Here is a 26,608-nt window from a genome sequence, read left to right as displayed (position 1 = left end):
AGCTGTAACTGAAATATTCCGCTATTGCAGGAGAAAAGCTAGGATAGGGAATTGCATGCCTCTTATTCGCCCCATGCTATGGACTAGTAAATTACTCGATCAGGAACTCCACACGTGCCTGCTACGGGCGATTGTGACTGCGGCAGCCATCTCAGGGTTGAAGCGATGAATCCAACTGCGCCTAACCTCATTTGCCCGGAGTGTGGCACCGCCAATGCCATTGATCAAACCGAATGCTGCCACTGCCGAGTACCGCTTTTGAAACGCTACTTGTGGGCGATCGGTTCTAGCTTGGATCACTACAGCGTGGGTGAACTGGTGGGCGATCGCTACCTCGTGCAAGGCAAACACTTACTCTTAGATCTACTGCCGGGGGAACCCGCTCCTGGGGTGGACAACACTGCCCAACTCTACCGTCCTTACCTGCGCCTATTTCCCAAGCGTCCCCATGTGCCCGAATTATTCGGTGCCCTGTCCCTTCCTGAGGGAGAACTGTTGCTCCTTGAGCATGCCCCCGTCAGTTGTATTGACCTTGCCGATGCCAAAGTTGCCCCCGGTCTCACCCATGCTGCTCCCCTTACCCTCATCTGGGAGAAAGCCAATTTAGTGCGCCGCCTCAACTGGTTATGGCAAATCATCTCCCTTTGGCCGGCACTGGCGGCAGAAAATGTGGCTCTCACGCTGCTCAATCCCCAGCTTTTGCGAGCCGAAGGTTCCCTTGTGCGACTCCTGCAACTGCAAGCGGGCAATAATCCAACCTTGGCCGACCTTGGCAAATTCTGGCAAACCCATTTCAGCTTTGCCGATCAAGGGGAAAATTTTCAGCAGGCCTTCACGATCCTATGTCAACACATGCAGGATCCTCAGGACACTACCCCTGAATTTATTCGTGACACCTTAGAGACACTGTTTCAACAGGCTCTAGATCACCTGGGCTATGAGTACTACTATGATATTGCCAGTCGCTCCGACCAAGGGCCCAGTCGCACTCGCAATGAGGACAAGTGTTTTCCAGAGGGCGATCTCACGAACCAATCGCAGGTGCTCGCCTTGGTGTGTGATGGAGTTGGGGGGCATGAAGGGGGCGATGTCGCTGCGGGCTTAGCCATTCACATTCTCAAGGAGGCGCTAACCCCCCTTCAAGTGCTGGAGATGTCCCCTGCTGGGGTTGAGCAGGCCATTCAAACAGCCATTCGCCGCACCAACGATGCGATCAATCAACGCAACAATACGGAGCAGCGCCACGAACGCCAGCGCATGGGAACCACCGTTGTCGGTGCCCTGATTGAACACGCCCATCTTTACTTGGCCCACATTGGCGATAGCCGTGCCTACTGGATCAACCGTTGGGGATGCTACCAACTCACCCTGGATGACGATGTGGCCAGCCGCGATGTGCGCTTGGGGATGAGTACTTACCATCAAGCCCTCGAACTCCCCTACGGTGGTTCTTTGGTGCAAGCTTTGGGCATGGCACCCTCTCAGCATCTACATCCCACGGTTCAACACTTTTTGCTAGATGAGGAGGGGATTCTGTTGCTCTGTTCCGATGGCCTCAGTGATTTTAACCGTGTCGAAACCTACTGGCGGCAGTACCTCCTGCCGGTGCTCCAAGGTGAACTTTCCCTCACTGCTGCGGCTGAACAACTCATTGATCTTGCCAATGGCCTCAATGGTCATGACAACGTGACGGTGATGCTCATTCACTGTCGGATGAAGAATGCGGCGGGGGTCATTGACTTGGATTACAGCGATATTGTCTGTCAAGGGGAGTTGCCAGAGGTAACAGACATTCCAATGAACCACGTCGCCCCCCCCCAGCCATCGGAACTGGATATAATGGCTTCCCAAATGGGGGAACCCCCTCAACCCCAACCCAAACCGCAGCCAACCCAAATGTCTCGTTCCCCCGCCTGGCTGCTGCTGACGGCTGTGGGCATTGCCACTGCTGCCCTTGGTTTTCTCACTGTTGTGACTTCTATGAATCGCTCTACAGAGGGTGTAGAGTCCTCTCCTTCCCCCTTGATTACCCCCCAATGATGCCTAATCCTGCTGATTTTTGCCTCAACGCCTACGACTATCACCTACCCCCGGAGCGGATTGCCCAACACCCTGTGTCCCCCCGCGATCATTCTCGCCTGATGGTGGTGACCAAGAACACTGCCACGGATCACTTTTTCTATGAGCTACCGCAACTGTTGCAACCGGGGGATCTGCTTGTGCTCAACGATACACGAGTCATTCCAGCACGGCTAATTGGGCAAAAAGTCGGTGGCGCTGGCCGCACCGTCGAGGTGTTTCTCCTCGAAGAATTGAGCGATCGCCAGTGGTTGGCCTTGGTGAAGCCCGGTCGAAAATTGCGCCCTGGCGCCATGATTCAAATTGGCACGCTGCAGGCCACGGTACAGGCTGTTGACGAGGAGACTCGCGGACGGATAATTGAATTCGATCTGCCGGCGGGCGATCGCCTATGGTCCTACCTCGATCAACTGGGGGAAGTGCCCCTACCTCCTTACATTGACAACCCCATTGAGGATACCGAGCAATACCAGACCGTTTATGCCCGCCGTCCCGGAGCCGTCGCTGCACCAACCGCCGGCTTGCACTTTACCCCCGAACTCCTGAGCAAGCTAGCCTATCAGGGGATTGATCACTGTTTTGTGACCCTCCATGTGGGCATTGGCACCTTTCGCCCCGTTGAGGCTCAGGATATTCGCCATCACCATCTCCACGAAGAATGGATTGAGGTACCGGCTGCCACTGTCGAGCGGATTCAGGCCGCCAAAGCTGCCGGGGGGCGGCTCATTGCCGTCGGCACCACCGTGATTCGCTCCCTAGAGACGGCAGCTCAATCAGGCACCCTTCAACCCTTTTCTGGCAAAAGTGATCTGTATATCTATCCGGGGTACCGGCCCAAGATTGTCGAAGGCTTCATTACCAACTTTCACCTGCCTCGCTCCAGCTTGATGATGCTTGTCAGTGCCTTTATTGGTCGCGAACGGCTACTTGAGTTGTACCAGCAGGCCATTGATCGCCAGTACCGCTTCTATTCCTTTGGCGATGCCATGCTGATTTTGCCTAGCGCTTGCTCCAATCCCGTTTGAATGTGCTATCCTAAGCTCAGTTGTTTTGCAAAGTACCGTTCAGGGAGATGGAGGTGATGCCCATGGCAGATAGTAGTAAACGCTTGGGTCGTCGTTTTGGAGTAGTTCAGCTCTAGGGAAGAGTTGTTCTCCATCTGTTGAGTTGAAATCGACACCTAGGAAGCTACCTTTCCTAGCAGTTGACACCCACGATAACCACCAGACCGCTCCTGAGGCCTTCCTTGGGAGCGGATGGCTTTTTAGGGGCATGCTTGGGCGTTTAAGGAATTTTGAGCAATAGTATAGCTTTGTGGTTAACCATTAAAAAAATATTTCAGATTCTTGGTTGCCCATGGGACGGCGATTTATAGTGGGGGCAACCGAAACCTCGCCATTGTTGGCCAAGTCAAGAAAATTCATTGAGAGCAGAAAACGACTAATGATGGTGAACGCGGGAACTATTGCGTTCTAAGAGCAGCCATGGCCGTTCAACTCCTACCCCGCGCAATCCGATCTTCCAGAACCTGCGTTCTCGTTAGACTTGCCCGAAGCAGATTGCAACGATAGAATAAAAGATTGCTGTCTTTTTTCAATGGGCATGAAATCCTATCTCGCTGCCGCACTGCAAATGACCAGCCAACCCAACCTTGAGGCAAATCTGGCGCAGGCAGAAGAATTGATTGAATTGGCGGTGAGACGGGGGGCAGAACTAATTGGCTTGCCAGAAAATTTTTCCTTTCTTGGTGATGATCGCGAGAAAGTGGCTCAAGCGGCAACGATCGCCGAGCGTACCGAGGCCTTTTTGAAACGCATGGCGCAGCGATTTCAGATTACCTTGGTGGGGGGTGGCTATCCGGTACCGGCCACTGAAGGCAAAGTCTATAACACAGCAGTACTCATTGGCCCCACAGGGGAAGAATTGAGCCGTTACCAAAAGGTGCATTTATTTGATGTCGAGTTGCCCGATGGCAATATCTACTACGAATCGGGAACAGTGCTGGCCGGACGGCAATTGCCCTCTGTCTATCCCAGTAAGGAACTGGGGAATATTGGCTTGTCGGTGTGCTACGATGTTCGCTTTCCAGAACTTTACCGCGCGCTCTCCCAGGCGGGGGCAACGGTGTTGTTTGTGCCGGCTGCCTTTACGGCTTTTACGGGTAAAGATCACTGGCAGGTTCTCCTGCAAGCACGGGCCATTGAAAACACCTGTTATGTGATTGCACCAGCTCAAACGGGGGTTCACTATGGGCGGCGGCAAACCCACGGCCATGCCCTGATTGTCGATCCTTGGGGAACCATCCTTGCAGATGCGGGCGATCGCCCCGGTGTCGCAATTGCAGCCATTGAACCCAGCCGCCTTGAACAGGTCCGCCAACAGATGCCCTGCCTGCAACACCGCGTCTTTTTCTAATCCTTGGGCAAATTGTGCAATCAATCGTAACAGGGCATACAGCAGCGGGGAATTTCCTACGCTATCTTAAAACCATAGGTGAATCCTTGCCCTCACTCCAAACCAGTTAGGAGCGTATCTATGGATAGCGTTACGGTTTCCAACCCGCAAGCCTCCTCGGAGGTTTGGAACTTGCTGAAGCGGGCGATCGCCCACAGTTCAGGGTTTCAGCGTTGGCTGAGTGAGAAGCAAGCCGGTGTGATCCTTGAGCAGCCCACCGATCTGGATGCTTGTGTTACCGCTTACTTGCGTCAGGCTCTCGAAACCCTTGCCTACTAACGTTACGCCAGAATTGTTTCAGAGTTTCAGAATTGTCTTGCGAAGTGATTCTCTCTCCCCTCGGAAGCGGGGTTTTTTATTGCCGCAAAGAGCGATCGCCCCGCCAAAGTCCTACGTCTAGGGTTTCTTGGTTATAGTGGAAAGTGCCAGCTCACAAGGTGCCTATGATTGAAGGGCCGTGGATTCATAAATTTATTGTCTCCAATGGCATCCGTCTCCACTATGTCACCCAGGGAGAAGGGGAGTTGGTACTGTTGCTCCATGGCTTTCCGGAGTTTTGGTACTCTTGGCGACATCAAATTCCCGTCTTGGCAGACAAGCACAAAGTTGTTGCCCTGGATTTGCGCGGCTACAATCTCAGCGATAAACCCCAAGATACCGCCAGCTACGTTCTCGATGAGTTAATCCTCGATATTGTCGGTATCATAGATGGCCTAGGTTATCGTCGCTGTCATCTAGTGGGGCACGATTGGGGAGGAATGGTGGCTTGGGGGGTGGCTTACACTGTCCCTGAGCGGATTCAAACCCTGAGTGTCTTGGCTTGTCCCCACCCTGCCAAGTTTCAGCAGTTAAGTTGGGAGCAATGGCTGCGCAGTAGCTATATGCTGCTGTTCCAACTGCCGTGGTTGCCGGAGCTGCTCTTAGAATGGGGGGGCTATGGGGCGATCGCCCAAATTTTTCGCTGGGCAGCGGTGAACCAGCAGGCCATTCGACCTGCCGACTTGGCTCTCTATCAGGATGCTGCCGCCCAGCGGGGCGCCCTTTCAGGGATGCTCAACTACTACCGTGCCACGCTACAAAGTCTCTGGCGTCGCGAGTGGGGGATGTTAGAGGTGCCGACCTTGATGCTCTGGGGGCGGCAAGACCCCACCCTCGGCATTGAACTCACCTACGGCACAGAAGCCTACGTCAAAGAGTTAAAAATCCAATACTTAGACTACTGTGGTCACTTCGTGCAGCAGGAGCAACCCGATCTGGTGAATGAGTATTTGCTGGAGTGGTTAGAGACTGTTTCAGCGCCCCTAAATTAGTCGCCGCAATTCGGTCACTTGGTCAGCGATCGCCAACAAGGACGGCGGCATTTCAGGCCCAGTCAACATAACATCGAGGGTGCGTGGGCGATGCTTCAAGAAATTCAGAACTTCAGCTTCACTCAGCAGCCCCAGTTGAATGGCCACACTCACCTCATCTAGAACGACCAAGCGATACTGTCCCCCTTGCACCGTCCCTTGGAGATGTTCCCAAAGCTGGCGGACTGCGGCCTTCTCCTCTGGCGTGATGGTCTGTGGATCCCCCAAACAACGTTGAAAAGCCGGTCGCCACCACGTCAAATGTTGCCCCAACTGAATCGGGTGCTCAATTCCCGTTTGAATTCCCCCCTTGAGAAATTGCACAACCAATACCCCACTCCCCTGAGCAGCCACCCGCAACGCCTGTGCTATGACCGTGGCGAAAAAGTGTCGCTGCGGACAGGTAAAGACCTGCACCACTCCCTCAACACCATAGGTTAGGGGCAAGCTTGCCTCAGAGACGGAAACCGAGAGTTGTGCCACCATCGTGTTCCTGTTTATTCAAAAAGGGGAATGACCCACGGGGGTTATACATCTAGTGTAGTGTGCCATGATTTAACCCTAGTGAACACTAGATATACGTGGCCGTCAAGGGGTCAAAGAATCGGTTATCTTAAAACAATGTGATTGTTACGGAGGATGCCGCTATGCCCGCGACACAAGCCCTTGATGCTGAGGCGCTCTTTCGCGCCGCCTACGAAAATCGTTACACATGGGATGAGAATTTTCCCGGCTTTACGGCCAAGGTCACGCTCATTGAGGGCGATCGCAGCTATCAGGGGCAAGTCAAAGTGAGCCGCGACTACACTGTTGAAGTGAGTGGCATTGAAGACGAGCAGGTGCGCGAATCCCTTTACAACCAACTGCGGGATGTGATTGTGCACCGCAAGCGCAACAGTTTTGAAGCTGCCCATGGCAAAAACACCTTCCAAGTCGGGGAAACCGACGCCAGTGGGGCGGTGGAGATTCTCGTCAGCGGCGACGCCATGGGGTCTAATTACAAAGTGCGGGACAATCAAATTGTCTATGTCAGCCGCGTCATGGGGCGGGTGGCCTTTGCCATTACCCACCGTGAAGCCCTCGAGACCGGCGCGGGGTACATTTCCACCAACTACGTGGCGGTCTTCCGCAACCCGCAAACCAATGAAGTGCTGCGGCAAATGGAGTTTGAGGATACCTACGTGCCCGTGGGCAATTACTACCTAATGAGTCGGCAGGTGGTGCACACCCATGAAAATGGCCAGACCAGCACCGTGGAAATTCGCTTTGATGACCTGCAGCTTTTAGCCGACTAAGCGTGGAAATCACATTTTTAGGCACGAGTTCCGGGGTTCCCACCCGCACACGCAATGTTTCCAGCGTTGCTCTGCGGCTCCCCCAGCGCAAGGAAATTTGGCTCTTTGACTGCGGGGAGGCCACCCAGCACCAATTGCTGCGCAGCGACCTGCGCACCAGCCAGATCCGCCGAATTTTCATTAGCCACATGCACGGCGATCACATCTTTGGGCTGATGGGCTTGCTGGCCAGTTGCGGTCTTGCGGGAACGGTGAGTCAAATTGATGTCTATGGCCCGCCGACCTTAAACCGCTACGTTGAAAGTTGTTTGCGCTGGTCGGCCATGCGGCTCCCCTACAAGTTGCAGGTGCATACGGTGGAGCCAGGGGAAGTCTTTAGCGATGGCGAGTTTACGGTGACCTGTCGGCTGCTGCATCATCGGGTGCCCGCCTTTGGCTACCGCGTTACGGAGAGCGATCGCCCCGGTCGCTTTCATGTGGAAAAAGCCCAAGCCCTAGGGATTCCCTCTGGTCCACTGTATGGTCAACTCAAGCAGGGTAAAACCATTACCCTTGAAGATGGCCGCACGTTCGATGGCCGCGACTTTTGCGATCCACCGCAGCGGGGACGCAGTATGGTCTATTGCACAGATACAGTATTTTGTGACAGCGCCGTTGAACTAGCTCAGCAGGCGGATGTGCTCATTCACGAGGCCACCTTTTCCCATCGGGAGGCAGACTTGGCCTTTGCGCGGCTGCATTCCACCTCGACAATGGCAGCTCAGGTGGCGGCCTTTGCCCAAGTGAAGTTGCTCTTCCTCACCCACTTTAGTGCCCGCTACGCCCCCGGCAATCCGCTGCAGGTGGAAGATCTGCTGGCGGAAGCACAAGCCATTTTCCCCAATACCCGCTTGGCGTGGGATTTTCTCCACTATGAGATCCCCCGCGAGGGCAGTGAAGCAGCCCCGCCAGAGAACCCTGCGCCCCCCGCAACAAGAGAGGATAAACTTCCTAGCCAACCGGTGGAGAAAGGGGTTGCCGTTGCCAAGAAAACCCTGTCGGCGATCGCCATCAACCGTGCCACCCGCCAACAAATGCAGCAGAAACTCGGAATTGATGCTGTTACAGCCAATGCAATTTTGGAGCGGCGGCGGCAGCAAAAATTCACCTGCTTGGCGGAACTCGAACGCCTCTATCCACAGGTGGCCTGGGACACCCTCAACGTGCACTTCTAAAGATTAATTCTTCTGAGTCTTAAATAGGAACTTGATAGGAACTTTTGATTGAGATCAACGTCCTGTTGTGCTGTTAATCACCGTTAAGCCCTAGGAAGGACTGGCATCGTTAAAAGCATACAGGCAAATTTCAAGGGGGCTAGGGTATGATGCTGCTGGAGCTAATCCGCCGTATTCAAAGGAACGAGGGAATCATCGGTTACAATTAGCTTAAGGGACTTGATCTTGCAACGGTTCCCCCATTGGTTTTTGGGAGCGGCTCCTGCCCATGCAATTGTATTTCGACTATGGCGCGACGACCCCCTGTCGAGCGGAAGCTATTGCGGCCATGGTGGCGGCCTATGAACAGCAGTGGGGCAATCCCTCCAGTATTCACGAGTGGGGGCAACGTTCGGCAATTGCCCTGGAGCAGGCACGGATGCAGGTGGCAGCCCTAATTCACGCCCAACCAGAGGAGATTATTTTTACCTCTGGGGGCACAGAGGCAGACAATCTTGCCCTGTGGGGCGTCTGCCGGCGCTATCGCCAACCCCAGCACCTAATTATTTCCGCGGTCGAGCATTCTGCGGTGGCCAAACCGGCGGGTGCCCTAGAATCCCAAGGCTGGCAAGTGACCCGCTTACCGGTTAATCATTGGGGACAGGTGGAACCTGCGCAGTTGCGCCAAGCCCTTCAACCGAACACGGTTTTAGTCTCGATTATCTATGGCCAAAGTGAGGTGGGCACGCTCCAGCCCATTGCCGAGCTGGCGGCCATTTGCCATGAGGCCGGGGTTCTCTTTCATACGGATGCGGTTCAAGTGGCAGGACGCGTTCCCTTGGATGTGCAGCGGTTAGGAGTGGATTTACTCTCGCTGTCCAGTCATAAGATTTACGGCCCTCAGGGGGCAGGGGCACTGTATGTGCGATCGGGGGTGTCCCTAGAACCCCTCTTGCGCGGCGGTGGGCAGGAACTTGGCGTGAGGGCAGGAACCCAGGCAGTGCCGACCCTTGTGGGTTTTGGGGTGGCGGCGGAGTGGGCAGCGACTGAGCTGGCGACAGAACCAATGCGCCTTGCCCAACTGCGCGATCGCCTGTGGCAGCAGTTGCAGGATCATCCCCAAGTGGAACGCACCGGACACCCTTGGCAGCGATTGCCCCATCACCTGAGTTTAATTGTGCGCGATCGCCACGGCCAGCCCTTGAATGGAAAAACCTTGGTGCGGCAACTGAACCTAGCAGGCATTGGCATTAGTGCGGGTTCTGCCTGTCAAAGCGGCCACACTCAACCTAGTCCTACCCTTTTGGCCATGGGTTATGATCCGGAAACGGCTAAAGCGGGAATTCGCATTACCTTGGGGCGAGAGACCACAACTGCCGACGTGGATTGGTTAGCCATGGTGCTGCGGCAATATTTGGCAGAGGCGATCGCGCCTTCTTTAGCGGTGTCTATTCCTTAGGGGTGATCAATGGTGTGGGCGACATTATCTGCACAGGGGACTTGGGCGCTGGCCAGCTACGGCGTGGTTGCCACCCTGATTCTGCTATGGACAATTCTGCGATCGCTGCGATACCCCTCGCAAAAAGCCACCCTCGAAGCCAAATTAGCAAGGCTGCAAGATCACTGCAATCAACTCCAACAACAACTTCAAGCAACGGTGGCAGAAAATCAACAATTACAGAGAGAGCGCGATTACTGGCAACAGCAACATCAAGCCCTTAGTCATCAACTTACCACCCTAGAGACGACGTATCACCAACTGGAGATGAATCTTCAACGCCTTGAACAGGAGCGCGATCGCCTACAACAAGCACTTCAACAGCCCACCGACTGGTGGGAAGAAATAACAAAAAACTATCAAAGTTGGTGGGAAAGTTTGCCCTTTATTCCCCACGAGAATACCAGCAGCAAATCCTAGGGCAACCGCTCGATGGGCAATGGCGGATAAAAGAGGTAGCCTTGGCCATAGCGACAACCGAGGTTGATTAATTGGGCGGCTTGGGTCGCCGTTTCCACCCCCTCTGCCACCACATCTAGGCGCAGACTCTTGCCTAGGGCAATCACGGCACCGATAATTTCCTGGGCTGCTTGGCTGTTCTCTAAGCTCTGGACAAAGGAGCGATCAATTTTCAGGGCGTGGATTGGCAATTGATGCAACCGACTCAGGGAGGAATAGCCCGTGCCAAAGTCATCAATGTTGAGGGCAACCCCCAGTTGTTGTAGTTCCTTGGCCACCTGTAATGTGGCTTCAAGGTTGCGGATCATTGTTGTTTCCGTAATCTCCAGATGCAGAAGAGGGGGGGGCAATTGGGCATTGCGCAACACCGCCAAAATATCACCGACAAAGTGGGCATCCACCAGTTGTTGCGGCGAGATATTGATGCCCAAGGTGATGGTCTGACGACGGCTGTCCTGTTGTCGCCACTGGCTGAATTCTTGGATTGCTCGTTCAAAGACCTGTCGGCCAAGGCTGACAATGAGACCTGTTTGCTCCGCAAGGACAATAAATTCAGCGGCAGGAATTTCGCCCTTTTGCGGGTCAAACCAACGGCTGAGGGCTTCAAGACCGACAATCGCCCCGCTCTCCAGCTCAACAATGGGCTGAAAATACACTTGCAACTCACTGTTGGCGATCGCCTGATGCAGTTGGCTCTCAAGGGTAAAGCAACTCTGAGCTTGGGTGTGCATTTGGGGATCGAAGATGCGATACTGCCCCAATCCCTGTTTTTTGGCTTGGTACATGGCTATGTCAGCATCCCGTAAGAGGGTAGCGGCGGAGGCAGTCTCGCGATCGCTAAAAGCCACACCAATACTGGCACTCAAACTCAACAAATGACCATCAATAATCAGCGGTTCCTGAATCACCCGCTCTAGATCGGCAACCCGTGCTTGCACTTGTGCCACCATTTGTTCTGGATCAAGGTCTTCACACAGCACCACAAATTCGTCACCACTTAGATGAGCTAAGGTATCCCCCTCAGGCACCACACTCTGCATCCGCTGCGCCAGGGTAATGAGCACCTGATCGCCCACTTGGTGCCCTAAGCTATCGTTCACCCGCTTAAAGCGATCAATATCAATAAAAACAACGGCAAAGGGTCGATCCCGATGGCGTTGATACTGGCGCCAACAATGCTGCAAGCGCTCCTGGAGCAAGGTACGGTTGGGGAGTCCCGTCAGGGCATCGTGGAGGGCATCGTGAATTAACCGATCCTCCATTTCCTTGCGGCGGGTAATATCGCGCCCCACACATTGATACTCAACACAGCGGCCATGGTTGTCAAAGAAGGCACGGGTAGTCCATTCAAACCAAGCAAAACGTCCTTCACCAAAGGTGACGCCACATTCAATTGTGCTGATGGGCTGCGTGGGGGTAAGGGCTTGCAGGTGTTGTTGGAAACGTTGCTGTGTGAGGGTATCAAACGGGTGTTGGAGCAGCTCCCCAAGGTCACAACTGATCCCTGCCTCAGCCAAATAGCGGAAGAAGGCAGGATTGCCGAAGGTCAAGTGTCCCTCAGGGGTGCAACGATAGAGCAGTTCTGTCTGTGCTTCGAGAACCCGCCGATAGCGTTCCTTTTCTTGATGCAGGGCGCTTACCAATTCGGCACGGTGGATGCCAAAGCCCAGTTGTTCCCCCAGTTGGCGGAGCAGTTCCATCTCGTCGGTTGCCCAAGGTCGAGGAGAAGAGCAGTGGTGGCACAGGAATAATCCCCAGAGGCGTTCCTCCTCAAGAATCGGGACTACCAATAGGGCACGCACCTGCAATTGGCTGAGAAAGTCGCGATGACACTGCCTTATTTCAGCGGTGTTAATATCGGCAACCGCCAGTACCCGTCCTTGGACATAGGCTTCAGCAGACTCGCGGTGGAAGCAGGGGTCATAGAAGGTGCGGTGCAGGAGGGAAAACTGTGCTGCCGCCACTGATTCAGCGACCACTTCACCCCGCCCATCAGCATAGAATTGAAAAATCAGTGTGCGATCGATCCCCAACAATTGACGAACTTCCTCAAGAGCAGTTTTGAGAACCGTCTCTAGATCAAGGGAACGACGAATATTCAGTGTTAGGCGATGGAGGAGTTCTGCTTGGGTTTGTCGTCGCCGTAATGAAGTGGTCGAATCCACCTGAAGCGTAATATTCTGAGAAAAAACCGCCAGTCCTCGACCTGTGGGAAACACCCGCACCGCCAGCCATTGGTTTAAGCTCTGGCAAAACATCTCAAATTGGAGGGGGATTTGTTCTACCATTGCCCGCCGACTTTGGCTCTCAAAAATCGAGTTGCGGGCATCGGGAAAGAGATCCCAGAGGTTTTTCCCCAACATCGCCGAGGCAGATTTTCCCAGTAGGCGGCAAAAATTGCCGTTGACATAGATAACCGTAAAGTTGCGATCTACTTCAAAAAAGTGATCCGACATGCTCTCCAAAATATCGGCCACTTGGTTGTAGGCCGCTTGCAGGCGATCGCTAAATTGGCGCTGTTCTGTTACATCCCGTGCGACCCCATAAATGCGCCCTTGACTGAGAAGCCCTTGCCATTCATACCAGCGGTAGTCTCCCCCTTGGGTGCGCAGGCGAATGGTGTGGTTAGTGATTTGCTCTCCCGCTAGGAGACGTTCCTGCATCTGCCGCTGGCGGGGGCGATCCTCTGGGTGGAGAAATTCTTCAAACTTTGCGCCGGCCAACTGATTCAGGTCATAGCCAAGGCAGGTTTGCCAGTGTTGATTGACCCGCCGCAGCCGTCCCTCACTATCGGCAATCATAAATAGCTCTAGGGACGAGCCAAAGAAATACTCTAGTTCAGCCGTTTTTTGGGCAATTTCCGCTTGAAAACGAACGCGATCGCTAATGTCGCGCTGCACGCCAAAGTGGCCGATGATTTCTTTGCTTTGGTTGTAGAGGCAAACATAGTTCCCCTCCACCCAAAAGGAGCTGCCATCGCGGCGCTGAAGTTCAATTTCAACGTGAAAACGACCCAAGTCAAACATCGCTCGCCACAGTCGTTTTGCAAGCTCAAGATTATCCCTAAAGCAAATACGGGGCGTCAGGCCAATCAGTTCCTCAGCGGGCAGTTGATACTGTTGGGCAAAGGCACTATTGATCCGAGTCAGACGCTGATGATCGAAGACATACTCTAATACTTCCTCTTTATTGACCGTCTCATCCCAGCGGATCGGACGATCCAACATCATGAAAAAACAAGCCTCAAGGGATTGCTGAAAAAAAGCTTCTAAAAGCTCTTGATTGGCTTGTAGTTCAAGTTCGAGTTGACGGCGGCGAGTCACATCCCGCGACGTGGTCACTAAAAATAAAACATTTCCCGCCTCATCACAAATGGGGTGTGTGAGGGTTTCTAGCCAAATATATCCGCCGTTTTTTTTCCGCATTCGATAGGTTTCGGTAATATTCACACTGCCTTGCAGGGCAAGGGCATGGGCACCGCTGCGGATGCGTTCGGCATCCTCAGGATGAATTAATGTGTAGGGACTTTTACCAATCAGCTCTTCGGGAGAATAACCCAAAAGAGTTTTGCTGGAGGGGGTCACATATAAATAGTTGCCATCTGGTTCATGTAGGCCAATGAGATCATCTGTGTGGTTGACTAATAATTCAGTAAAGTGCTCAAATTCAGCTATACTCATTCGCTAGAATCCACGATTTTTACTTCAGATTAAGACACTTCTGAATGCTTTACACTATAAAATCTTAGGTAATCATTAAAAATTTTAGCGGATAGCAGTCCTTTTCTGGAGTATAGAGGCCTAGGAGTATTGGATTCTGCAACAAAAATTAATATTATAAATGACAAGAAGTTATGTCTTTTAATCAAAACTCCAATGCCCTATCGTAGCTTGGGTGGCGTTATGCATACACCACCAACTGAGTTGTAGTTGCAAATATCGTAATTCATATAACAGCTTTCTCCTAAAAGATGCAGGGCTATCCACCAGCTCTAATAGCTCTAGAATCAAACAAATTTGCACTCAATACTATGTGTATCTTGTTTACTACCTCGTTCACACCCTTCCCAATTAGCCGGTCTAACAATAAGTGCACCTCCAGAAATTTCCATAAATTCTCAATTGCCCACCGCTGCTGATACAGTTTAGCCACTTCTTCATCAGTTAAAACCCATAGACTCATTGCTAGCTGAAACTCCGTCTTACTCTTAAGATCACAAAAATAAATCACTCGATATCGGTTCTGATTTACAGCCGTTCTCACATTATTTCTTATGTGCATAAGAAACTTTTTATTCGCTTCATATTGCTCGTAGAGAAACTTTCAGCCCGCAAAATCTCTATACTTGACCAAGGGCGCGGCAAGTCTTGCCCTTTAGGGCAGGGAGGTATAGCGCAGATGGCGCAGCCGTGGTACACTGACAACCGGGTTGGCTTACGGCAGGACATGCCGAAGGCAGCGCCTGCGGAGATACGAGCAGCGGATACGCGCTCGACCCGAGAACTCACTAAAGTGTCTCAAGCTCATCTTGAGCACAGTAGGAATCTCTAGCTTTCAGGCCGGGGAGGAGGTCAAAGACGTTTACTCACCCCCTGAAATGTGGGATGGCGATCGCGAGATTGCCGAAGCTGCTTATGTTTACCTGTTTTCGGAGGTTTTCTTGATGGAGTCTAGTAGTAGTCACTGTAGCCCTGCTTCTGCTGACTCCATCTCCGCTAATGAAGATCCCTGCCACAGGTGGAGCTTCCTTAAGGATCGCTGAGGTGAACTCAGGCTTTCCGGCTGACTAATGGCTTGAACTTCTGGTTCATCTCCACGCGTTCCAAGGCAGTTGATCTGAAAATGGAGATGGATCGGGAAGCAAGTTGTCCAATGGAGATCAATCCTGTACTTACCTGAGCTTGCCTAAATGGGGCTGGCTTAACCTTTTCTAGCATTGAGAGCGATCGCCAGTAGTCAAGCGTTTTTCGCTTTATTTATTTAGCGACTTCCCTTGATTGCTCAATTGGTTGCGCGGCAAAACCATTCGCAACCGAGAGTTTCTATGTTTCAAGTTTGTTCAGCATGATGGCGGAAATGCTACCGATTAGGCTTTCAGAAGTTTTGGGTGTTGCCCTTGCGCACCTAATGAGTACAGCCATGAGCCAAGCGATGGCCAGTTTGGCAGAATACTCACCCTTCGAGTTCTTCCGTTAATTCCGCTAAACCCTAGAGAACCCAATTGTCGTTTGTGAATGGAGCCTAGAACAATGATGACCCACGATGTAAAACAGGCATTTCTGTACCCCTATACCCCTTACCGTGGGCAGGTGACCCTAGACGCGCTGACCTTTGATGCCTATTTACAGAAGTTTGCTCAGCAGGCAGGGTTTATTGCTGCTCTCCATACCAGTGGGAAACTTTCTACCTCCGAGGCGTACAACCAGTTAGCCAATCTCTGGCATCAATTGAGCGAAGCCTATGCCCCTGTCTCACTCACCCTGAATCCCTAGCCATAGAAGGAGCAACACGATGGTAATCAATCCCCTCAATGATCTGCTGACCCATCCTCAGGGTCTCGGTGCTGCCAAACGGACAGCCAACCAGTTGACGATTCCTGAGCTGGTGCGTGCCCTGCGCCAAATTGACCCCCATAAGCGGGTATTGGCCTTTCGCCTCCTAGAAAAAGACAAGGCGATCGCTGTGTTTGAAGCCCTGACTCCAGATGAGCAAGCAACCTTGACTCAAGGGATGACTGACCCTGAGATTCTCCATTTTCTAGAAGCTCTTGAAGCGGATCAACGGGTGCGCCTCTTCGAGGAGTTGCCCGCTAAGGTCACCAAACGCCTGCTGAGCCAGTTAAGCCCAGAATCCCGCGATGCAGTGAACCTATTGTTGGGCTACCCTGAAGGCACGGTTGGTCGGCGGATGAATTTGCGCTATTTGGCGCTGCGGCAACAGTTGAGTGTGGGGGAAGCGATCGCTAGTATTCGCGAAAGCTCCCTAGATATCGATGATCTAAGCATTATTTTCGTGATTGATGAACAGCGCTTTTATCGCGGCTTTGTTCAGCCAATTCAGTTGATGAAAGCAAATCCCGACCAATCGCTTCAAGATTTGGTTCAAGGACAGGAGTTGGCGATCGCTGTTACTGCGCCGGAACTCGCCGCAGCCAAACTCCTCAAGGAACACGATGTCCCGGCTATTCCCGTGGTGGATCAGGAGGGGCGACTGGTGGGCGATATCACCTTTGATGATGTGATTGACCTGATCGAAGAAGAGGCCACAGGCACAATTCTGGCGCAAGCGGGCGTGGTCAACTTGCTCAACCGTGATCAGGCTTGGAGTGAACGCCTAGTGCGCGGCCCCATTCGCTACGCGGTGCAACTGCGGATTGTCTGCTTGATCATTACCCTCATTGGCGGCATGATTGTTGGCGGCGTCATTCAGTACTTTGAGGAGGTTCTCGAAGCCGTGGTTGCCGTGGCCATTTTTATTCCTGTGGTCATGGACATGGGAGGCAATGTTGGTACCCAGTCCACAACTATTTTTGCCCGTGGCCTCGCTTGGCAGCAGATTGATATTCGTCGCTATGCAGGTTATCTCTTTCGTGAGTTCCGCATTGGTGCCATCATGGGTCTCATCTTGGGAACCGCTGGCGGCTTGATTGCCCTTGTCTGGCAGGGGCTACCCAACGGAATTCCTCAACTGGGGCTGGCTGTCGGACTTTCCCTTTTTGTGGTGATCACTTTTGCTGCGGTTCTCGGTGCCCTGCTTCCTTGGATCTTACTGAAGCTTAATTTTGATCACGGCCCGTCGGCAGATCCCTTTATCACAACCATTAAAGACTTCACAGGGCTGTTGCTCTACTTCTATCTAGTGAGTGCCTTCCTAGGGCTGTCGTTTTAAGCCATGTCAACGAGTGATTTTATTGTGCGTTTGGCGGCGGCCTTTTGTCTTGGGGCAGCCCTTGGATTGGAGCGACAATGGCGGCAACGCATGGCAGGTCTGCGCACGAATACCCTAGTGGCAACGGGAGCAGCACTATTTGTCATGCTCTCAGCTCTGACGCCGGGGGAAGCAAGTCCAACGCGGGTTGCCGCCCAAATTGTCTCTGGCATTGGGTTTCTGGGCGGGGGCGTGATCCTGCGGGAAGGCCTCTCAGTGCGGGGCTTGAATACAGCAGCTACTCTGTGGTGTGCAGCGGCAGTGGGAGCACTGTGTGGATCGGGATTACTCTATCAGGCAACCTTGGGAGCGGTGGCAGTTCTCATGGCCAATCTACTCTTGCGTCCCCTTGGCTATCGCATTAATCAGCAGCCCCTCAAAGGCACTGAAGTAGAGTTGTGCTATCGCTGTGATATTGTCTGTCGTGCTGAGGCAGAGGCTCATTTGCGGGCACTGCTGTTGCAATCGTTAGCGGGGAGTCGGCTGAAGTTGAGATCGCTCCTCAGCGAGGATATTGAGGAAACAGCAGATCGTGTCCACATTGAAGCGGAACTCCTCAGTCAAGAACGCAATGATGATTTTATAGAAGGGTTGGTGAGCCGCTTGAGTCTGGAGCCCAGTGTTCTATCAGCCCGCTGGCGAATTACGGAACAGGAGTACGGTTGACCTTATCTAGCGATAGAGCCGCATATTCAGACGAGCCGTGGTGCCCGCCTGAGGACAACGCAGACGGGGGGTATAGGTACCGCCAATCCGCCACACAGAAATATACCGATTGCCCCGCACCCACTGAATGGTGACATCGCCACTACAGCCAAAATTGCCGGCGCGATCGCGATCGGTAAACCAGCCCCGTATCCAACCCTTACCAACCGCTCTCACGGTAATTGCGCCATCATAAACCCGTCCATTGACTTCTGTCGTGTAGGACAAGACATCTCCTGGAAAGTGGGTGTATTGGTAGTCATAAATTTCCGTCATCCCGCTATCGGAGATGAGGGTTTCTGCTGCTACTGGGAAAACAGGAACCAAGCTCAGCACCGCTGTACCTACTAGCCGCTGAAGAATGGTCATGGCTTTACCGCCTCCGTTAGCACTCAACCTTCTTCCCCCATTATTAGCTAGTTAGCTAGGGCGGCTTCGAGGCTAAAGATTTTTTACAAACGCAGCAAAAGGCCTATAGCCCTTCAGAGACTTTTAGAGGAACGCGCGGACATCCGTGACTTCGCCGGCGATCGCTGTCGCCGCCACCATGGCCGGACTCATGAGCAGGGTGCGCCCCGCTGCCGATCCTTGGCGACCTTTGAAGTTGCGATTCGAGGAGGAGGCGCTGAGCTGACGCCCTTGCAGTTTATCGGGATTCATGGCAAGGCACATTGAACAGCCGGGGTTGCGCCATTCAAAGCCTGCCGCTTGGAAAATGACATCGAGACCTTCCGCTTCCGCTTGGGCTTTGACCCGTTCTGAACCGGGAACCACGAAGGCTTTGACACCGGGCTTCACTTTGCGTCCTTCGACCACCTTGGCGGCCTGCCGCAGATCACTGATGCGGCCATTGGTGCAACTGCCGATAAAGCAGACATCCACCTTTGTGCCCTGAATCGGCTGCCCTGGTTGCAAATCCATGTAGGCATATGCTTCCGCAGCGATCGCCCGTTCTGCCTCCGGCAAACTCTCTAGGGTGGGCAAGGTCTCATCAATGGCCACGCTTTGGCCGGGGGTAATGCCCCAAGTCACCCTTGGCGCAATGTCGGTCGCTGTAAAGGTAACTACATCGTCGTATTCTGCATCGGCATCACTGGCTAGCGATCGCCACCAGGCCACCGCCTCATCCCAATTTTTTCCCTGGGGGGCAAAAGGCCGCCCCTGCAAATAGGCAAAGGTGGTTTCGTCAGGGTTCATGTAGCCGCAGCGGGCACCCCCCTCAATGGCCATATTGCAGACCGTCATCCGCTCTTCCATGGACATCTGGGCAAAGGTGGTGCCGCTAAATTCGTAGGCGTAGCCCACGCCCCCTTTAACCCCCAACCGATGAATGAGGTAGAGAATGACATCCTTGGCATAAACTCCAGGGGCCATTGAGCCATTCACTGTTACCTTACGCACCTTGAGCTTATTCAAAGCAAGCGTTTGGGTAGCCAAGACATCGCGGACTTGACTAGTGCCAATCCCAAAGGCGATCGCCCCAAAGGCACCGTGGGTCGAAGTGTGGCTATCTCCGCAGGCGATCGTCATCCCCGGTTGGGTTAAGCCCTGCTCAGGGGCAATCACATGGACAATGCCCTGCCGACCAGAACCGGTACCAAAAAAGGGGATATTGTGGGCACGGCAATTCGCTTCGAGGGCTTGCAGCATCTCTTCGGCAAGGGCATCTTGGAGAGGACGCACCACCGTATCTGTAGGCACAATATGATCCACCGTGGCCACGGTTCGCTGCGGATACAGCACCGGCAACCCCCGCTCCCGCAGCATCGCAAAGGCTTGGGGACTGGTGACCTCGTGAATCAGGTGCAGGCCAATAAATAGTTGAGTTTGCCCTGAGGGCAATGTAGCCACCGTATGTTGTTCCCAAACCTTGTCGAAGAGTGTGCCGCGACTCATAAACTCGTCAAAAAATCTGGTCTATTGATTATAGGGAAAAGTCAGAGTTCAGTACAGTGGTTATACAGAAGTTTGACATCCTCCCCGCCCTGTTAGCTTGTGCCCGCGCAGTGGTAGGCCGAAGAAGTTCCTGTTTCCCACCGCCCACGCGGTTCGATCCACAGGCCATGCGGGTTCTCTCGCCGGATTTCCCTACCACAAGACAGGAGGTTGATGCGCCGACCAAATCGGCGTTGGAGTTGAAACCCCATGCCACGCACAAAACTTGTGAGTAGCGGATACGCCCTTGGCTCAGGAACCCACCAAAAGAATCTTCGGGCTACAGGTCAAGGAGGATGTCAAAAAGTTAGCGGACAACCAATTCGGTAGCTTCACGAGGTTTCTTGCTACGCCAAAGGAGGCGAATCGGCGTGCCCCGGAATCCCAGTTGTTGCCGAATTTGCCCTTCAATATAGCGGCGGTAGTTATCCTTGAAGAGCTTGGCATCATTGACAAAAATGGCAAATGTTGGCGGTTGGGTGGCCACCTGGGTAGCGTAGTAGATTTTACCTTGACGGCCTTGGCGGGTGGCAGGGGGCGTATGCCAGCGTAGAGCCTCTTGAATCACTTCATTTACCACTGCTGTACTAACTCGGCGACGATGTTGCTCAACTGCCGCATCCACCGCTGCAAAAATTTTATCCAGCCGCTGGCCGGTCAGAGCACTGACAAAGAGGGCATCTGCCCAATCGAGGAAATTCAGTCGTTGATACAGGCGATCGCGATAACTATTGATTGTATAAGTATCTTTTTCGGGAACTGCATCCCACTTGTTCATGATTAACACACAGGCACGTCCCTGATCGGCAATGTGTCCTGCCAAGCGTTGATCCTGTTCGGTAATGTCTTCAAGGGCATCTAGAACCAACAGCACGACATCGGAGCGGTGAATGGCCTTAAAGGCACGATGAACGCTAAACATCTCAGGCCCATAGGCCACATGACCGCGCTTGCGAATACCGGCAGTGTCAATGAAGCGATACTGGGTGCCGTTGTGTTCAATGACGGTATCAATGGTGTCGCGGGTTGTGCCTGAAATGGGGCTGACAATGGCGCGATCGCTCCCAATCAAGGCATTGAGCAAACTAGATTTACCCACATTGGGACGCCCGGCAATGGCCACCTGAATTTCTGGTGTCTCAGGGAGTGTTTCCACCGCCGGCAAGTAGGTAATCAACCGATCCAGCAGCTCCCCCGTCCCGCTGCCGTGGATACTGGAAATCGGGTAGGGTTCTCCCAGCCCCAAGGACCAAAACTCTGCCGCCTGTGCCTGACCCATTTGGTGCGACTCGCATTTATTCACCGCCACTAAAACCGGTATGGGAAGCTGTCGCAACCACGCTGCAATGTCATAGTCCAGAGCTGTAGGGCCTGCTTGACCATCCACCACAAAAATCGCTGCCGTTGCTTCCTGAAGGGCAAGTTCTGCCTGCCGGCGAATTAGGGGAAAAAACTCACTGTCATCGTCAAAGACCAGTCCCCCCGTATCCACCACCAGAAATTCACGATCTTGCCAAAAGACCTGCCGGTAGGTGCGATCGCGGGTAACACCCGGTTCGTCATAGACAATGGCATCGCGCTCTCCCGCCAGGCGGTTGACAAAGGTGGACTTCCCCACATTGGGGCGGCCAACCACAGCAACAACGGGTAGCGTCATAGGCAAGCTAGGGACGTTGTCCGTAGGAGGGTTACAGCTCAAGCGAACTACTGCGACGATACTGCCGGTAAGCAGAAAAGAAGAGTCCCGCCAACGTCACCGGAATAAGACCTAACACAATACCACACAACAATGGCTCAATCATGGGACAGCCTGAATACACTAAAACAAGGGCTTTACTTCCCTAAGATACACTATTTATAAGCCCTGTTGACCCCGACGTGGTAGCTTTCTGCTCGTACTTTGGAACATCGTTCTATGCCTCGCCCTTTGCTGCCCCAGTTCCTAAAGTATTTCCTGCCCACCACCGCACTAGTTGCTGTCTTTTTTCTCCAGCTTTACAAGCTTCAGCGCAGCCACCTCCTCAGTCAAATTGAAGCGGATAAAGTTACTAGGGTTGAGCGCACTGAGCTTATTCTCAAGCATTCTCTACAAACAGTTATCACCGATATTCAGAGTGCTGCCCCCATCCTCGCCAAAAGATTGACTCCTACAGCTACACTAGCTGAGCAACAGGAGCGCAGGCAAGAAATTGCCGCTTGGCTGAAGGCTAAGGAAGTCTATGATTGCCTATTTCTGCTGGACGCCAACGGCAAACTCACGTTGAGCTTTGCCCTTACAAAAGCGGGAGTGGCGATTAAAGAAGAGGCAGCAGGGAATTCACAGCCACTACGGCGCTATTGGTCGGCAATTCAACAACTGCGGGGGGGAGAGGTGTTTGTCTCTCCCTTTGAATTAGAAAGTGACCCTAACTCACCGATGGTTAAGGTGCAGCCCTTTCTCTATGTGGTCACGCCCCTGACAGGCGGTAGGTTTTTGATGGTGCGCTACAATGCCACGTCTCTCTTTCAAGAATTTCAAATGGTTTGTCACAATCCTTACTTGGGCTGTCTGTTGACGGATCGAAGGGGGCACTGGCTAGTGGGGCACTTCCCAGGCCAAGAGTGGGTTGCTACTGACTCGCAGCGCCGGGGCTTTACCGTGGCACAACAGTACCCTCGCCTCTGGACACAGATGCAGGCTTCACCGAGGGGGACTTGGCAAGACGAGCAAGGCATATTCGCTTACAATCAAATCCTTCCCTTTGGCGAAAATCAGCGCTCCATTGACCCAGAGAAGGGCACCCCCATTCTTGGCGGCGATTATCTCCTGTGGATTGTGGCGCACCTGCCTGCGGCTGCCATTGAAAGTAAGCTGGTCGCAGGGGTTTATTTCCCCCTCTTAGCAGGATTTGTGGGGGTATGGCTCACAAGTGGCATTGGTGTGTACCTGGGCGTGCGCTACCGGCAGCGACAACAGAGCTGGCAAGAGCAATTGCAAGCCAGTGAGGGGCGCTTCAGGCAATTCAGCGAAATGGCACCGGTGGGCATTTTCACCTTGGATGAGGCGGGAAGACCTACGTTCCTAAACCAAACCATGTTGCAGCTTTTGGGAGTAAACAGCGCTCTTGAAGCCGAGCAACACTGGATTGAGCACCTCCATCCCCAGGATCGGGAGCGCGTTGTGACCACTTGGCAGGAGTGTCAGCAAAAGCAGCAGCTTTTTCAAGCACAGTTTCGTGTCCTGTACGGGGATGGCCACAGCCGCTGGATCAGCGCTCGCATTGTCCCCCTTCAGGATTTGGAGGGAAAAACCTATTTTTTGGGCACTTGGGAGGATGTGTCCGCCATTGTTACCCAGCAACAACTTCTAGAGCAAGCCCGCAAAGCTGCTGAGGATGCTAGCCGTGCCAAAAGTGAGTTTTTGGCAACCATGAGCCACGAGATTCGCACCCCCATGAATGCCATTATCGGCCTAACAGGGTTACTGCTGGACACGCCGCTAACAGAGCAGCAGCGGGAGTTTGTCAATACGATTCGCGTCAGTGGCGATGCGCTGCTGGCAATTATTAACGACATCCTTGACTTCTCTAAAATTGAAGCGGGCAAGCTGGAGCTGGAAGCCTATCCCTTTGATCTCCACACCTGTATAGAAGAGGTTTTAGATCTGCTCAACAGCCGAGCAAAAGAGCAGGGTGTTGAATTGGCCAGTTATATTGATAGCAGTGTGCCCCGCCAAGTCATTGGCGACATGGGGCGGCTGCGGCAGATTCTGCTAAACCTTGTGGGCAATGCGATTAAATTTACGCCCCAAGGAGTTGTGACCCTGCACGTTAAGGCAGCGCCGACGCAGCCAAAGGACTACTCTGACTTTATGCCCTCTTACTACGATGTGTTTTTTGCTGTTCAAGACACAGGTATTGGTATTTCCAGCGATCGCGTTGCCCGTCTGTTTCAACCTTTCACCCAAGCGGATGCCTCAATCACCCGTCGCTACGGCGGTACAGGTTTAGGCTTGGCTATTTGCCAACGCTTGGTGGAGCGGATGCAGGGGCAAATTTGGTTAGAAACAAAAACCAAAGAAGGGTCGCAAGTGGTGGGGGGCTGCCCTCCCAGTCAGTATGAATCGCTGCCGATTGGTGAGAGTGGCTCGGTCTTTTACGTTCGGGTACGACTGCTGCTGAATCCCACTCGCATTAGCAATGACCCTACCCCCTCTTTCCAAGGACGTTCGCTGCTAGTTGTGGACGATAACCCACATAATCGTCAAATTCTCCGGCTCCAGATGCAAAGCTGGCAAATTCAGGTTCTATTGTCTGCTAGCGGTGCAGAAGCTCTAGCGCTCTTGCAGCAGAAGCCCTTGCCAGATGCAGCAATCATAGATTTGCAGATGCCGCACATGGATGGTGTGACCCTTGCAGCGCGCCTCCGTCAACGGTACCCCAACTTACCTCTTATTCTGTTAACTTCGGTGGGCAATGACCTTACCCCTGAGCAACAGCGACTCTTCCACAGCTTAATCAGTAAGCCTGTCAAGCAGTCCACTCTCTTTAACGTTCTCAGTGATCTTTTTAGCAGCCGCTTGCAGGTGGCTAAGACTCCTGCCCCTTCAATTTCAATTGATGAGTTAAAGCAAGGATTACCACCGCTACGCATTCTGGTGGCGGAGGACAATAAGGTCAACCAAATGGTGGCGCTGCGAATACTGGAGAAGTTGGGGTATCGGGGAGATGTTGCTGCCAATGGTTTAGAGGTCTTGGAGGCGGTGCAGCGGCAGCCCTACGATGTGATTTTGATGGACATGCAAATGCCGGAGATGGATGGGGTGACGGCCACGCGAGAAGTGATTGACCTGTTTCAACGGCTGAACCAACCCCGCCCACGCATTATTGCGATGACAGCCAATGCCATGGAGAGCGATCGCCAGCTCTGCTTAAGGGCCGGCATGGACGACTATATCAGTAAGCCCGTCCGCGTGGAGGAATTGGTGCGGGCATTACAACAGTGCCAACCGCTGACACCTTCCTCTTTCTAGCTTTGTAAAACCCATTGCTCAACATTTAGCGATACACTATGGTAAATAAACTTTTTGGCTGCTAGTTTTAGTCAAAACTAGATTATTCTCTATGGTTACTCCTGAGCAACTCACCAGTCTTATTCAAGCCAGCCTACCCGATGCCTTTGTGCAAGTGCAAGACTTAACGGGAGGCGGCGATCATTATGAAGCAGTGGTCGTTTCTGCTGCCTTTGAAGGGAAGCGACTAGTACAACAGCACCAACTGGTCTATAGCAGCCTCAAGGAGCTGATGGCCAGCAATGAACTCCACGCCCTTGCCCTCAAGACCTATACCCCCCAACAATGGGCACAACTTCAATAGCCTACAATTCGATCCATTCCTTTTAATTTCTCAATCTAAGAAGGAGAGCCAGCAATGACACCCGAACTCCACGCCAAAATTGATCACCTTGTCAAGAGCAATAAGATCATTGTCTTTATGAAGGGTAGCAAGCTTATGCCCCAATGCGGGTTTTCTAACAATGCGGTGCAAATTTTGAATGCTCTCGGCGTCCCCTATGAAACGGTGGATGTCCTTGAGGATTTTGAGATCCGTCAAGGGATCAAGGAGTATTCTAACTGGCCAACGATTCCCCAAGTGTTCATCAATGGGGAGTTTATCGGCGGTTCGGATATTCTTATTGAGCTATACCAAAGTGGCGAGTTACAACAACTCGTAGAGGTAGCCCTAGCTTCATAGGCGTTTTCCCAATTTGACTCATGCCTAAAATGAATCCCCCATTTCTGGGGGATTTTCGCACATTGAGCAACTTTAGCTGTTCCGCTTTACCACGGGTGAATTAGCTAACACTCACTTTGACTACACGATTTTTCTCCTCTTCTGCTTTTGGCAGCGTTAGGTGGAGAATGCCATTTTTGTATTCAGCTTTAGCCTCCGTGTTTTGAATCCGCACCGGCAGAGGAATGACCCGTTGGAATTTACCATAGCGGAACTCAGTGCGTTTCATACCATCGCTTTCGGTTTGGCTTTCAGATTTGCGTTCACCGCTCACCGAGACCGCCTCCGCCGTGACTTGAATATCCAAGTCTTTAGGCTCCATGCCCGGCAGTTCAATTTTTAGAAGCAGGGCCTCCGGTGTTTCTTCCAATTCGGCCGCCGGCAGGAAGCTCAGATCGGCGCGGCGTTCGGCTAGAGGAATTAACTCATCAAAGATACGGTTCATTTGGCGTTGTAGCGCATCGATTTCGCGGAACGGTTCCCAACGAATGAGTGCCATACACTTATCCTCCTGTGTTTTTTAGGGTTTTAGATTGCCCATGGGATGGTTTACAGAGAGAACAGCTCTAACAATTAACCTTGTTTTTTTTCCTTGGTATTGCTTTGGCTTCTTCCCTCTGCCCACCTTCACTATAGAGGATAAAAGTCTTGATACAAGTGGGGGTTAACGATCTCTCCAAGTTCCTTTTTCCGAACCTGTGTTATCCTCATGGAAAAATTAAGGAAACATTAAACCTTGTTAACCCAAAGGGTATCAACAGGGAGTTCTTGCAGCACGGCTTGGGCATTGGCGATCGCCAAAGTCCCCCGCAGAAACCCAATATTTGCCCCCGGACACAGATAACTCAAGGACTTCTGCCGACAGAAGGCTTTTAGTGCTTCAACACTGCGCAGTTGCCGAGGCCAGTGGAAGGTGGTGGCCGTTTTAATCGGTGCCAGTTCT

23 protein-coding genes and 1 pseudogene are annotated in these 26,608 nt (G+C 52.8%); 15 read left to right on the top strand and 9 right to left on the bottom strand.

Annotated elements, in window-relative coordinates:
* Positions 1 to 165 precede the first annotated feature (165 nt).
* The 5 genes from Q0683_RS04210 to Q0683_RS04190 all read left to right on the top strand — a co-directional run bounded on the left by Q0683_RS04210 (position 166) and on the right by Q0683_RS04190 (position 5,843).
* Positions 166 to 2,040 carry a PP2C family serine/threonine-protein phosphatase gene (locus Q0683_RS04210; RefSeq protein WP_298615294.1) on the top strand — a complete coding sequence of 625 codons (1,875 nt, stop codon included), beginning with the start codon at positions 166 to 168 and terminating at the stop codon, positions 2,038 to 2,040.
* Entirely contained in the window at positions 2,040 to 3,104 is a 1,065-nt protein-coding gene (queA, locus tag Q0683_RS04205) for a tRNA preQ1(34) S-adenosylmethionine ribosyltransferase-isomerase QueA (protein ID WP_298615318.1), read from the top strand. The genes Q0683_RS04210 and queA overlap by 1 nt, the downstream gene beginning before the upstream one ends.
* Before the next feature lie 577 nt (positions 3,105 to 3,681).
* A complete protein-coding gene (locus Q0683_RS04200) occupies positions 3,682 to 4,494 on the top strand; it encodes a carbon-nitrogen hydrolase family protein (protein ID WP_298617219.1) in 813 nt (270 codons plus the stop codon).
* Between the two features lie 120 nt (positions 4,495 to 4,614).
* On the top strand, positions 4,615 to 4,812 hold the full coding sequence (locus Q0683_RS04195) for a hypothetical protein (RefSeq protein ID WP_298615299.1): 198 nt from the start codon (positions 4,615 to 4,617) through the stop codon (positions 4,810 to 4,812).
* Positions 4,813 to 4,976: 164 nt separating this feature from the next.
* Positions 4,977 to 5,843 (top strand): alpha/beta fold hydrolase, encoded by an 867-nt coding sequence (locus Q0683_RS04190; protein ID WP_298976440.1) that lies wholly within the window; start codon positions 4,977 to 4,979, stop codon positions 5,841 to 5,843.
* On the opposite strand, the gene Q0683_RS04185 is transcribed toward Q0683_RS04190, so the two are convergent.
* Positions 5,835 to 6,368, bottom strand: a complete 534-nt coding sequence (locus Q0683_RS04185) for a P-loop NTPase family protein (protein WP_298615304.1) — start codon at positions 6,366 to 6,368, stop codon at positions 5,835 to 5,837. The two genes, Q0683_RS04190 and Q0683_RS04185, sit on opposite strands and share 9 nt — an antisense overlap.
* Positions 6,369 to 6,529: 161 nt before the next feature.
* Between Q0683_RS04185 and Q0683_RS04180 the strand changes: the two genes are divergently transcribed.
* The 4 genes from Q0683_RS04180 (at position 6,530) to Q0683_RS04165 (ending at position 10,288) form a co-directional block, all read left to right on the top strand.
* Complete coding sequence (locus Q0683_RS04180; RefSeq protein ID WP_298615307.1) at positions 6,530 to 7,177, top strand: DUF3386 domain-containing protein; 648 nt, start codon at positions 6,530 to 6,532, stop codon at positions 7,175 to 7,177.
* Between the two features lie 2 nt (positions 7,178 to 7,179).
* Positions 7,180 to 8,391, top strand: coding sequence for a ribonuclease Z (gene rnz / locus Q0683_RS04175; protein ID WP_366142725.1), 1,212 nt, complete (start codon positions 7,180 to 7,182; stop codon positions 8,389 to 8,391).
* A gap of 268 nt (positions 8,392 to 8,659) precedes the next feature.
* Positions 8,660 to 9,829 (top strand): cysteine desulfurase family protein, encoded by a 1,170-nt coding sequence (locus Q0683_RS04170; protein ID WP_298976437.1) that lies wholly within the window; start codon positions 8,660 to 8,662, stop codon positions 9,827 to 9,829.
* A 9-nt stretch (positions 9,830 to 9,838) separates the two neighbouring features.
* On the top strand, positions 9,839 to 10,288 hold the full coding sequence (locus tag Q0683_RS04165) for a hypothetical protein (protein ID WP_298615311.1): 450 nt from the start codon (positions 9,839 to 9,841) through the stop codon (positions 10,286 to 10,288).
* Here Q0683_RS04165 and Q0683_RS04160 read toward each other — a convergent pair.
* On the bottom strand, positions 10,285 to 14,007 hold the full coding sequence (locus Q0683_RS04160) for an EAL domain-containing protein (RefSeq protein WP_298976434.1): 3,723 nt from the start codon (positions 14,005 to 14,007) through the stop codon (positions 10,285 to 10,287). The genes Q0683_RS04165 and Q0683_RS04160 overlap by 4 nt on opposite strands.
* A gap of 298 nt (positions 14,008 to 14,305) precedes the next feature.
* Positions 14,306 to 14,608: a transposase gene (locus Q0683_RS11030; protein ID WP_366142502.1), complete on the bottom strand. Its 303-nt coding sequence runs from the start codon at positions 14,606 to 14,608 to the stop codon at positions 14,306 to 14,308.
* 968 nt (positions 14,609 to 15,576) lie between these two features.
* Between Q0683_RS11030 and Q0683_RS04155 the strand changes: the two genes are divergently transcribed.
* From Q0683_RS04155 to Q0683_RS04145, 3 genes are read left to right on the top strand one after another with little or no spacing between them, the layout of a single operon-like run.
* Complete coding sequence (locus Q0683_RS04155) at positions 15,577 to 15,819, top strand: hypothetical protein (protein WP_298976432.1); 243 nt, start codon at positions 15,577 to 15,579, stop codon at positions 15,817 to 15,819.
* 19 nt (positions 15,820 to 15,838) lie between these two features.
* A complete protein-coding gene (gene mgtE, locus Q0683_RS04150; protein WP_298976430.1) occupies positions 15,839 to 17,215 on the top strand; it encodes a magnesium transporter in 1,377 nt (458 codons plus the stop codon).
* 3 nt (positions 17,216 to 17,218) lie between these two features.
* Positions 17,219 to 17,920, top strand: coding sequence for an MgtC/SapB family protein (locus Q0683_RS04145; protein WP_298976428.1), 702 nt, complete (start codon positions 17,219 to 17,221; stop codon positions 17,918 to 17,920).
* A gap of 6 nt (positions 17,921 to 17,926) precedes the next feature.
* Here Q0683_RS04145 and Q0683_RS04140 read toward each other — a convergent pair whose 3' ends face one another.
* The 4 genes from Q0683_RS04140 to petG form a co-directional block, all read right to left on the bottom strand.
* Positions 17,927 to 18,355 (bottom strand): hypothetical protein, encoded by a 429-nt coding sequence (locus tag Q0683_RS04140; RefSeq protein WP_298976427.1) that lies wholly within the window; start codon positions 18,353 to 18,355, stop codon positions 17,927 to 17,929.
* Positions 18,356 to 18,451: 96 nt separating this feature from the next.
* Entirely contained in the window at positions 18,452 to 19,855 is a 1,404-nt protein-coding gene (gene leuC, locus Q0683_RS04135; protein WP_298612835.1) for a 3-isopropylmalate dehydratase large subunit, read from the bottom strand.
* A gap of 346 nt (positions 19,856 to 20,201) precedes the next feature.
* Entirely contained in the window at positions 20,202 to 21,551 is a 1,350-nt protein-coding gene (der, locus tag Q0683_RS04130) for a ribosome biogenesis GTPase Der (protein WP_298612832.1), read from the bottom strand.
* A gap of 31 nt (positions 21,552 to 21,582) precedes the next feature.
* Positions 21,583 to 21,696 carry a cytochrome b6-f complex subunit V gene (gene petG, locus Q0683_RS04125; protein ID WP_298612828.1) on the bottom strand — a complete coding sequence of 38 codons (114 nt, stop codon included), beginning with the start codon at positions 21,694 to 21,696 and terminating at the stop codon, positions 21,583 to 21,585.
* Between the two features lie 113 nt (positions 21,697 to 21,809).
* On the opposite strand from petG, the gene Q0683_RS04120 reads away from it, so the two are divergent.
* The 3 genes from Q0683_RS04120 (at position 21,810) to grxD (ending at position 25,626) form a co-directional block, all read left to right on the top strand.
* Complete coding sequence (locus Q0683_RS04120) at positions 21,810 to 24,905, top strand: response regulator (protein WP_298976425.1); 3,096 nt, start codon at positions 21,810 to 21,812, stop codon at positions 24,903 to 24,905.
* Between the two features lie 91 nt (positions 24,906 to 24,996).
* Positions 24,997 to 25,248, top strand: coding sequence for a BolA family protein (locus Q0683_RS04115; protein WP_298612822.1), 252 nt, complete (start codon positions 24,997 to 24,999; stop codon positions 25,246 to 25,248).
* A gap of 54 nt (positions 25,249 to 25,302) precedes the next feature.
* On the top strand, positions 25,303 to 25,626 hold the full coding sequence (gene grxD, locus Q0683_RS04110) for a Grx4 family monothiol glutaredoxin (protein ID WP_181496364.1): 324 nt from the start codon (positions 25,303 to 25,305) through the stop codon (positions 25,624 to 25,626).
* Positions 25,627 to 25,726: 100 nt separating this feature from the next.
* On the opposite strand, the gene Q0683_RS04105 is transcribed toward grxD, so the two are convergent.
* A complete protein-coding gene (locus Q0683_RS04105) occupies positions 25,727 to 26,164 on the bottom strand; it encodes an Hsp20/alpha crystallin family protein (protein ID WP_298976422.1) in 438 nt (145 codons plus the stop codon).
* A gap of 230 nt (positions 26,165 to 26,394) precedes the next feature.
* Positions 26,395 to 26,608, bottom strand: a pseudogene (locus tag Q0683_RS04100) (MBL fold metallo-hydrolase); the annotation flags it as partial.

The sequence above is a fragment of the uncultured Thermosynechococcus sp. genome, assembly GCF_938074695.1.
Classification (GTDB): domain Bacteria; phylum Cyanobacteriota; class Cyanobacteriia; order Thermosynechococcales; family Thermosynechococcaceae; genus Thermosynechococcus.
Note: the sequence above shows the minus strand (reverse complement) of the source record. Positions and strands in the feature narration are given on the sequence as shown.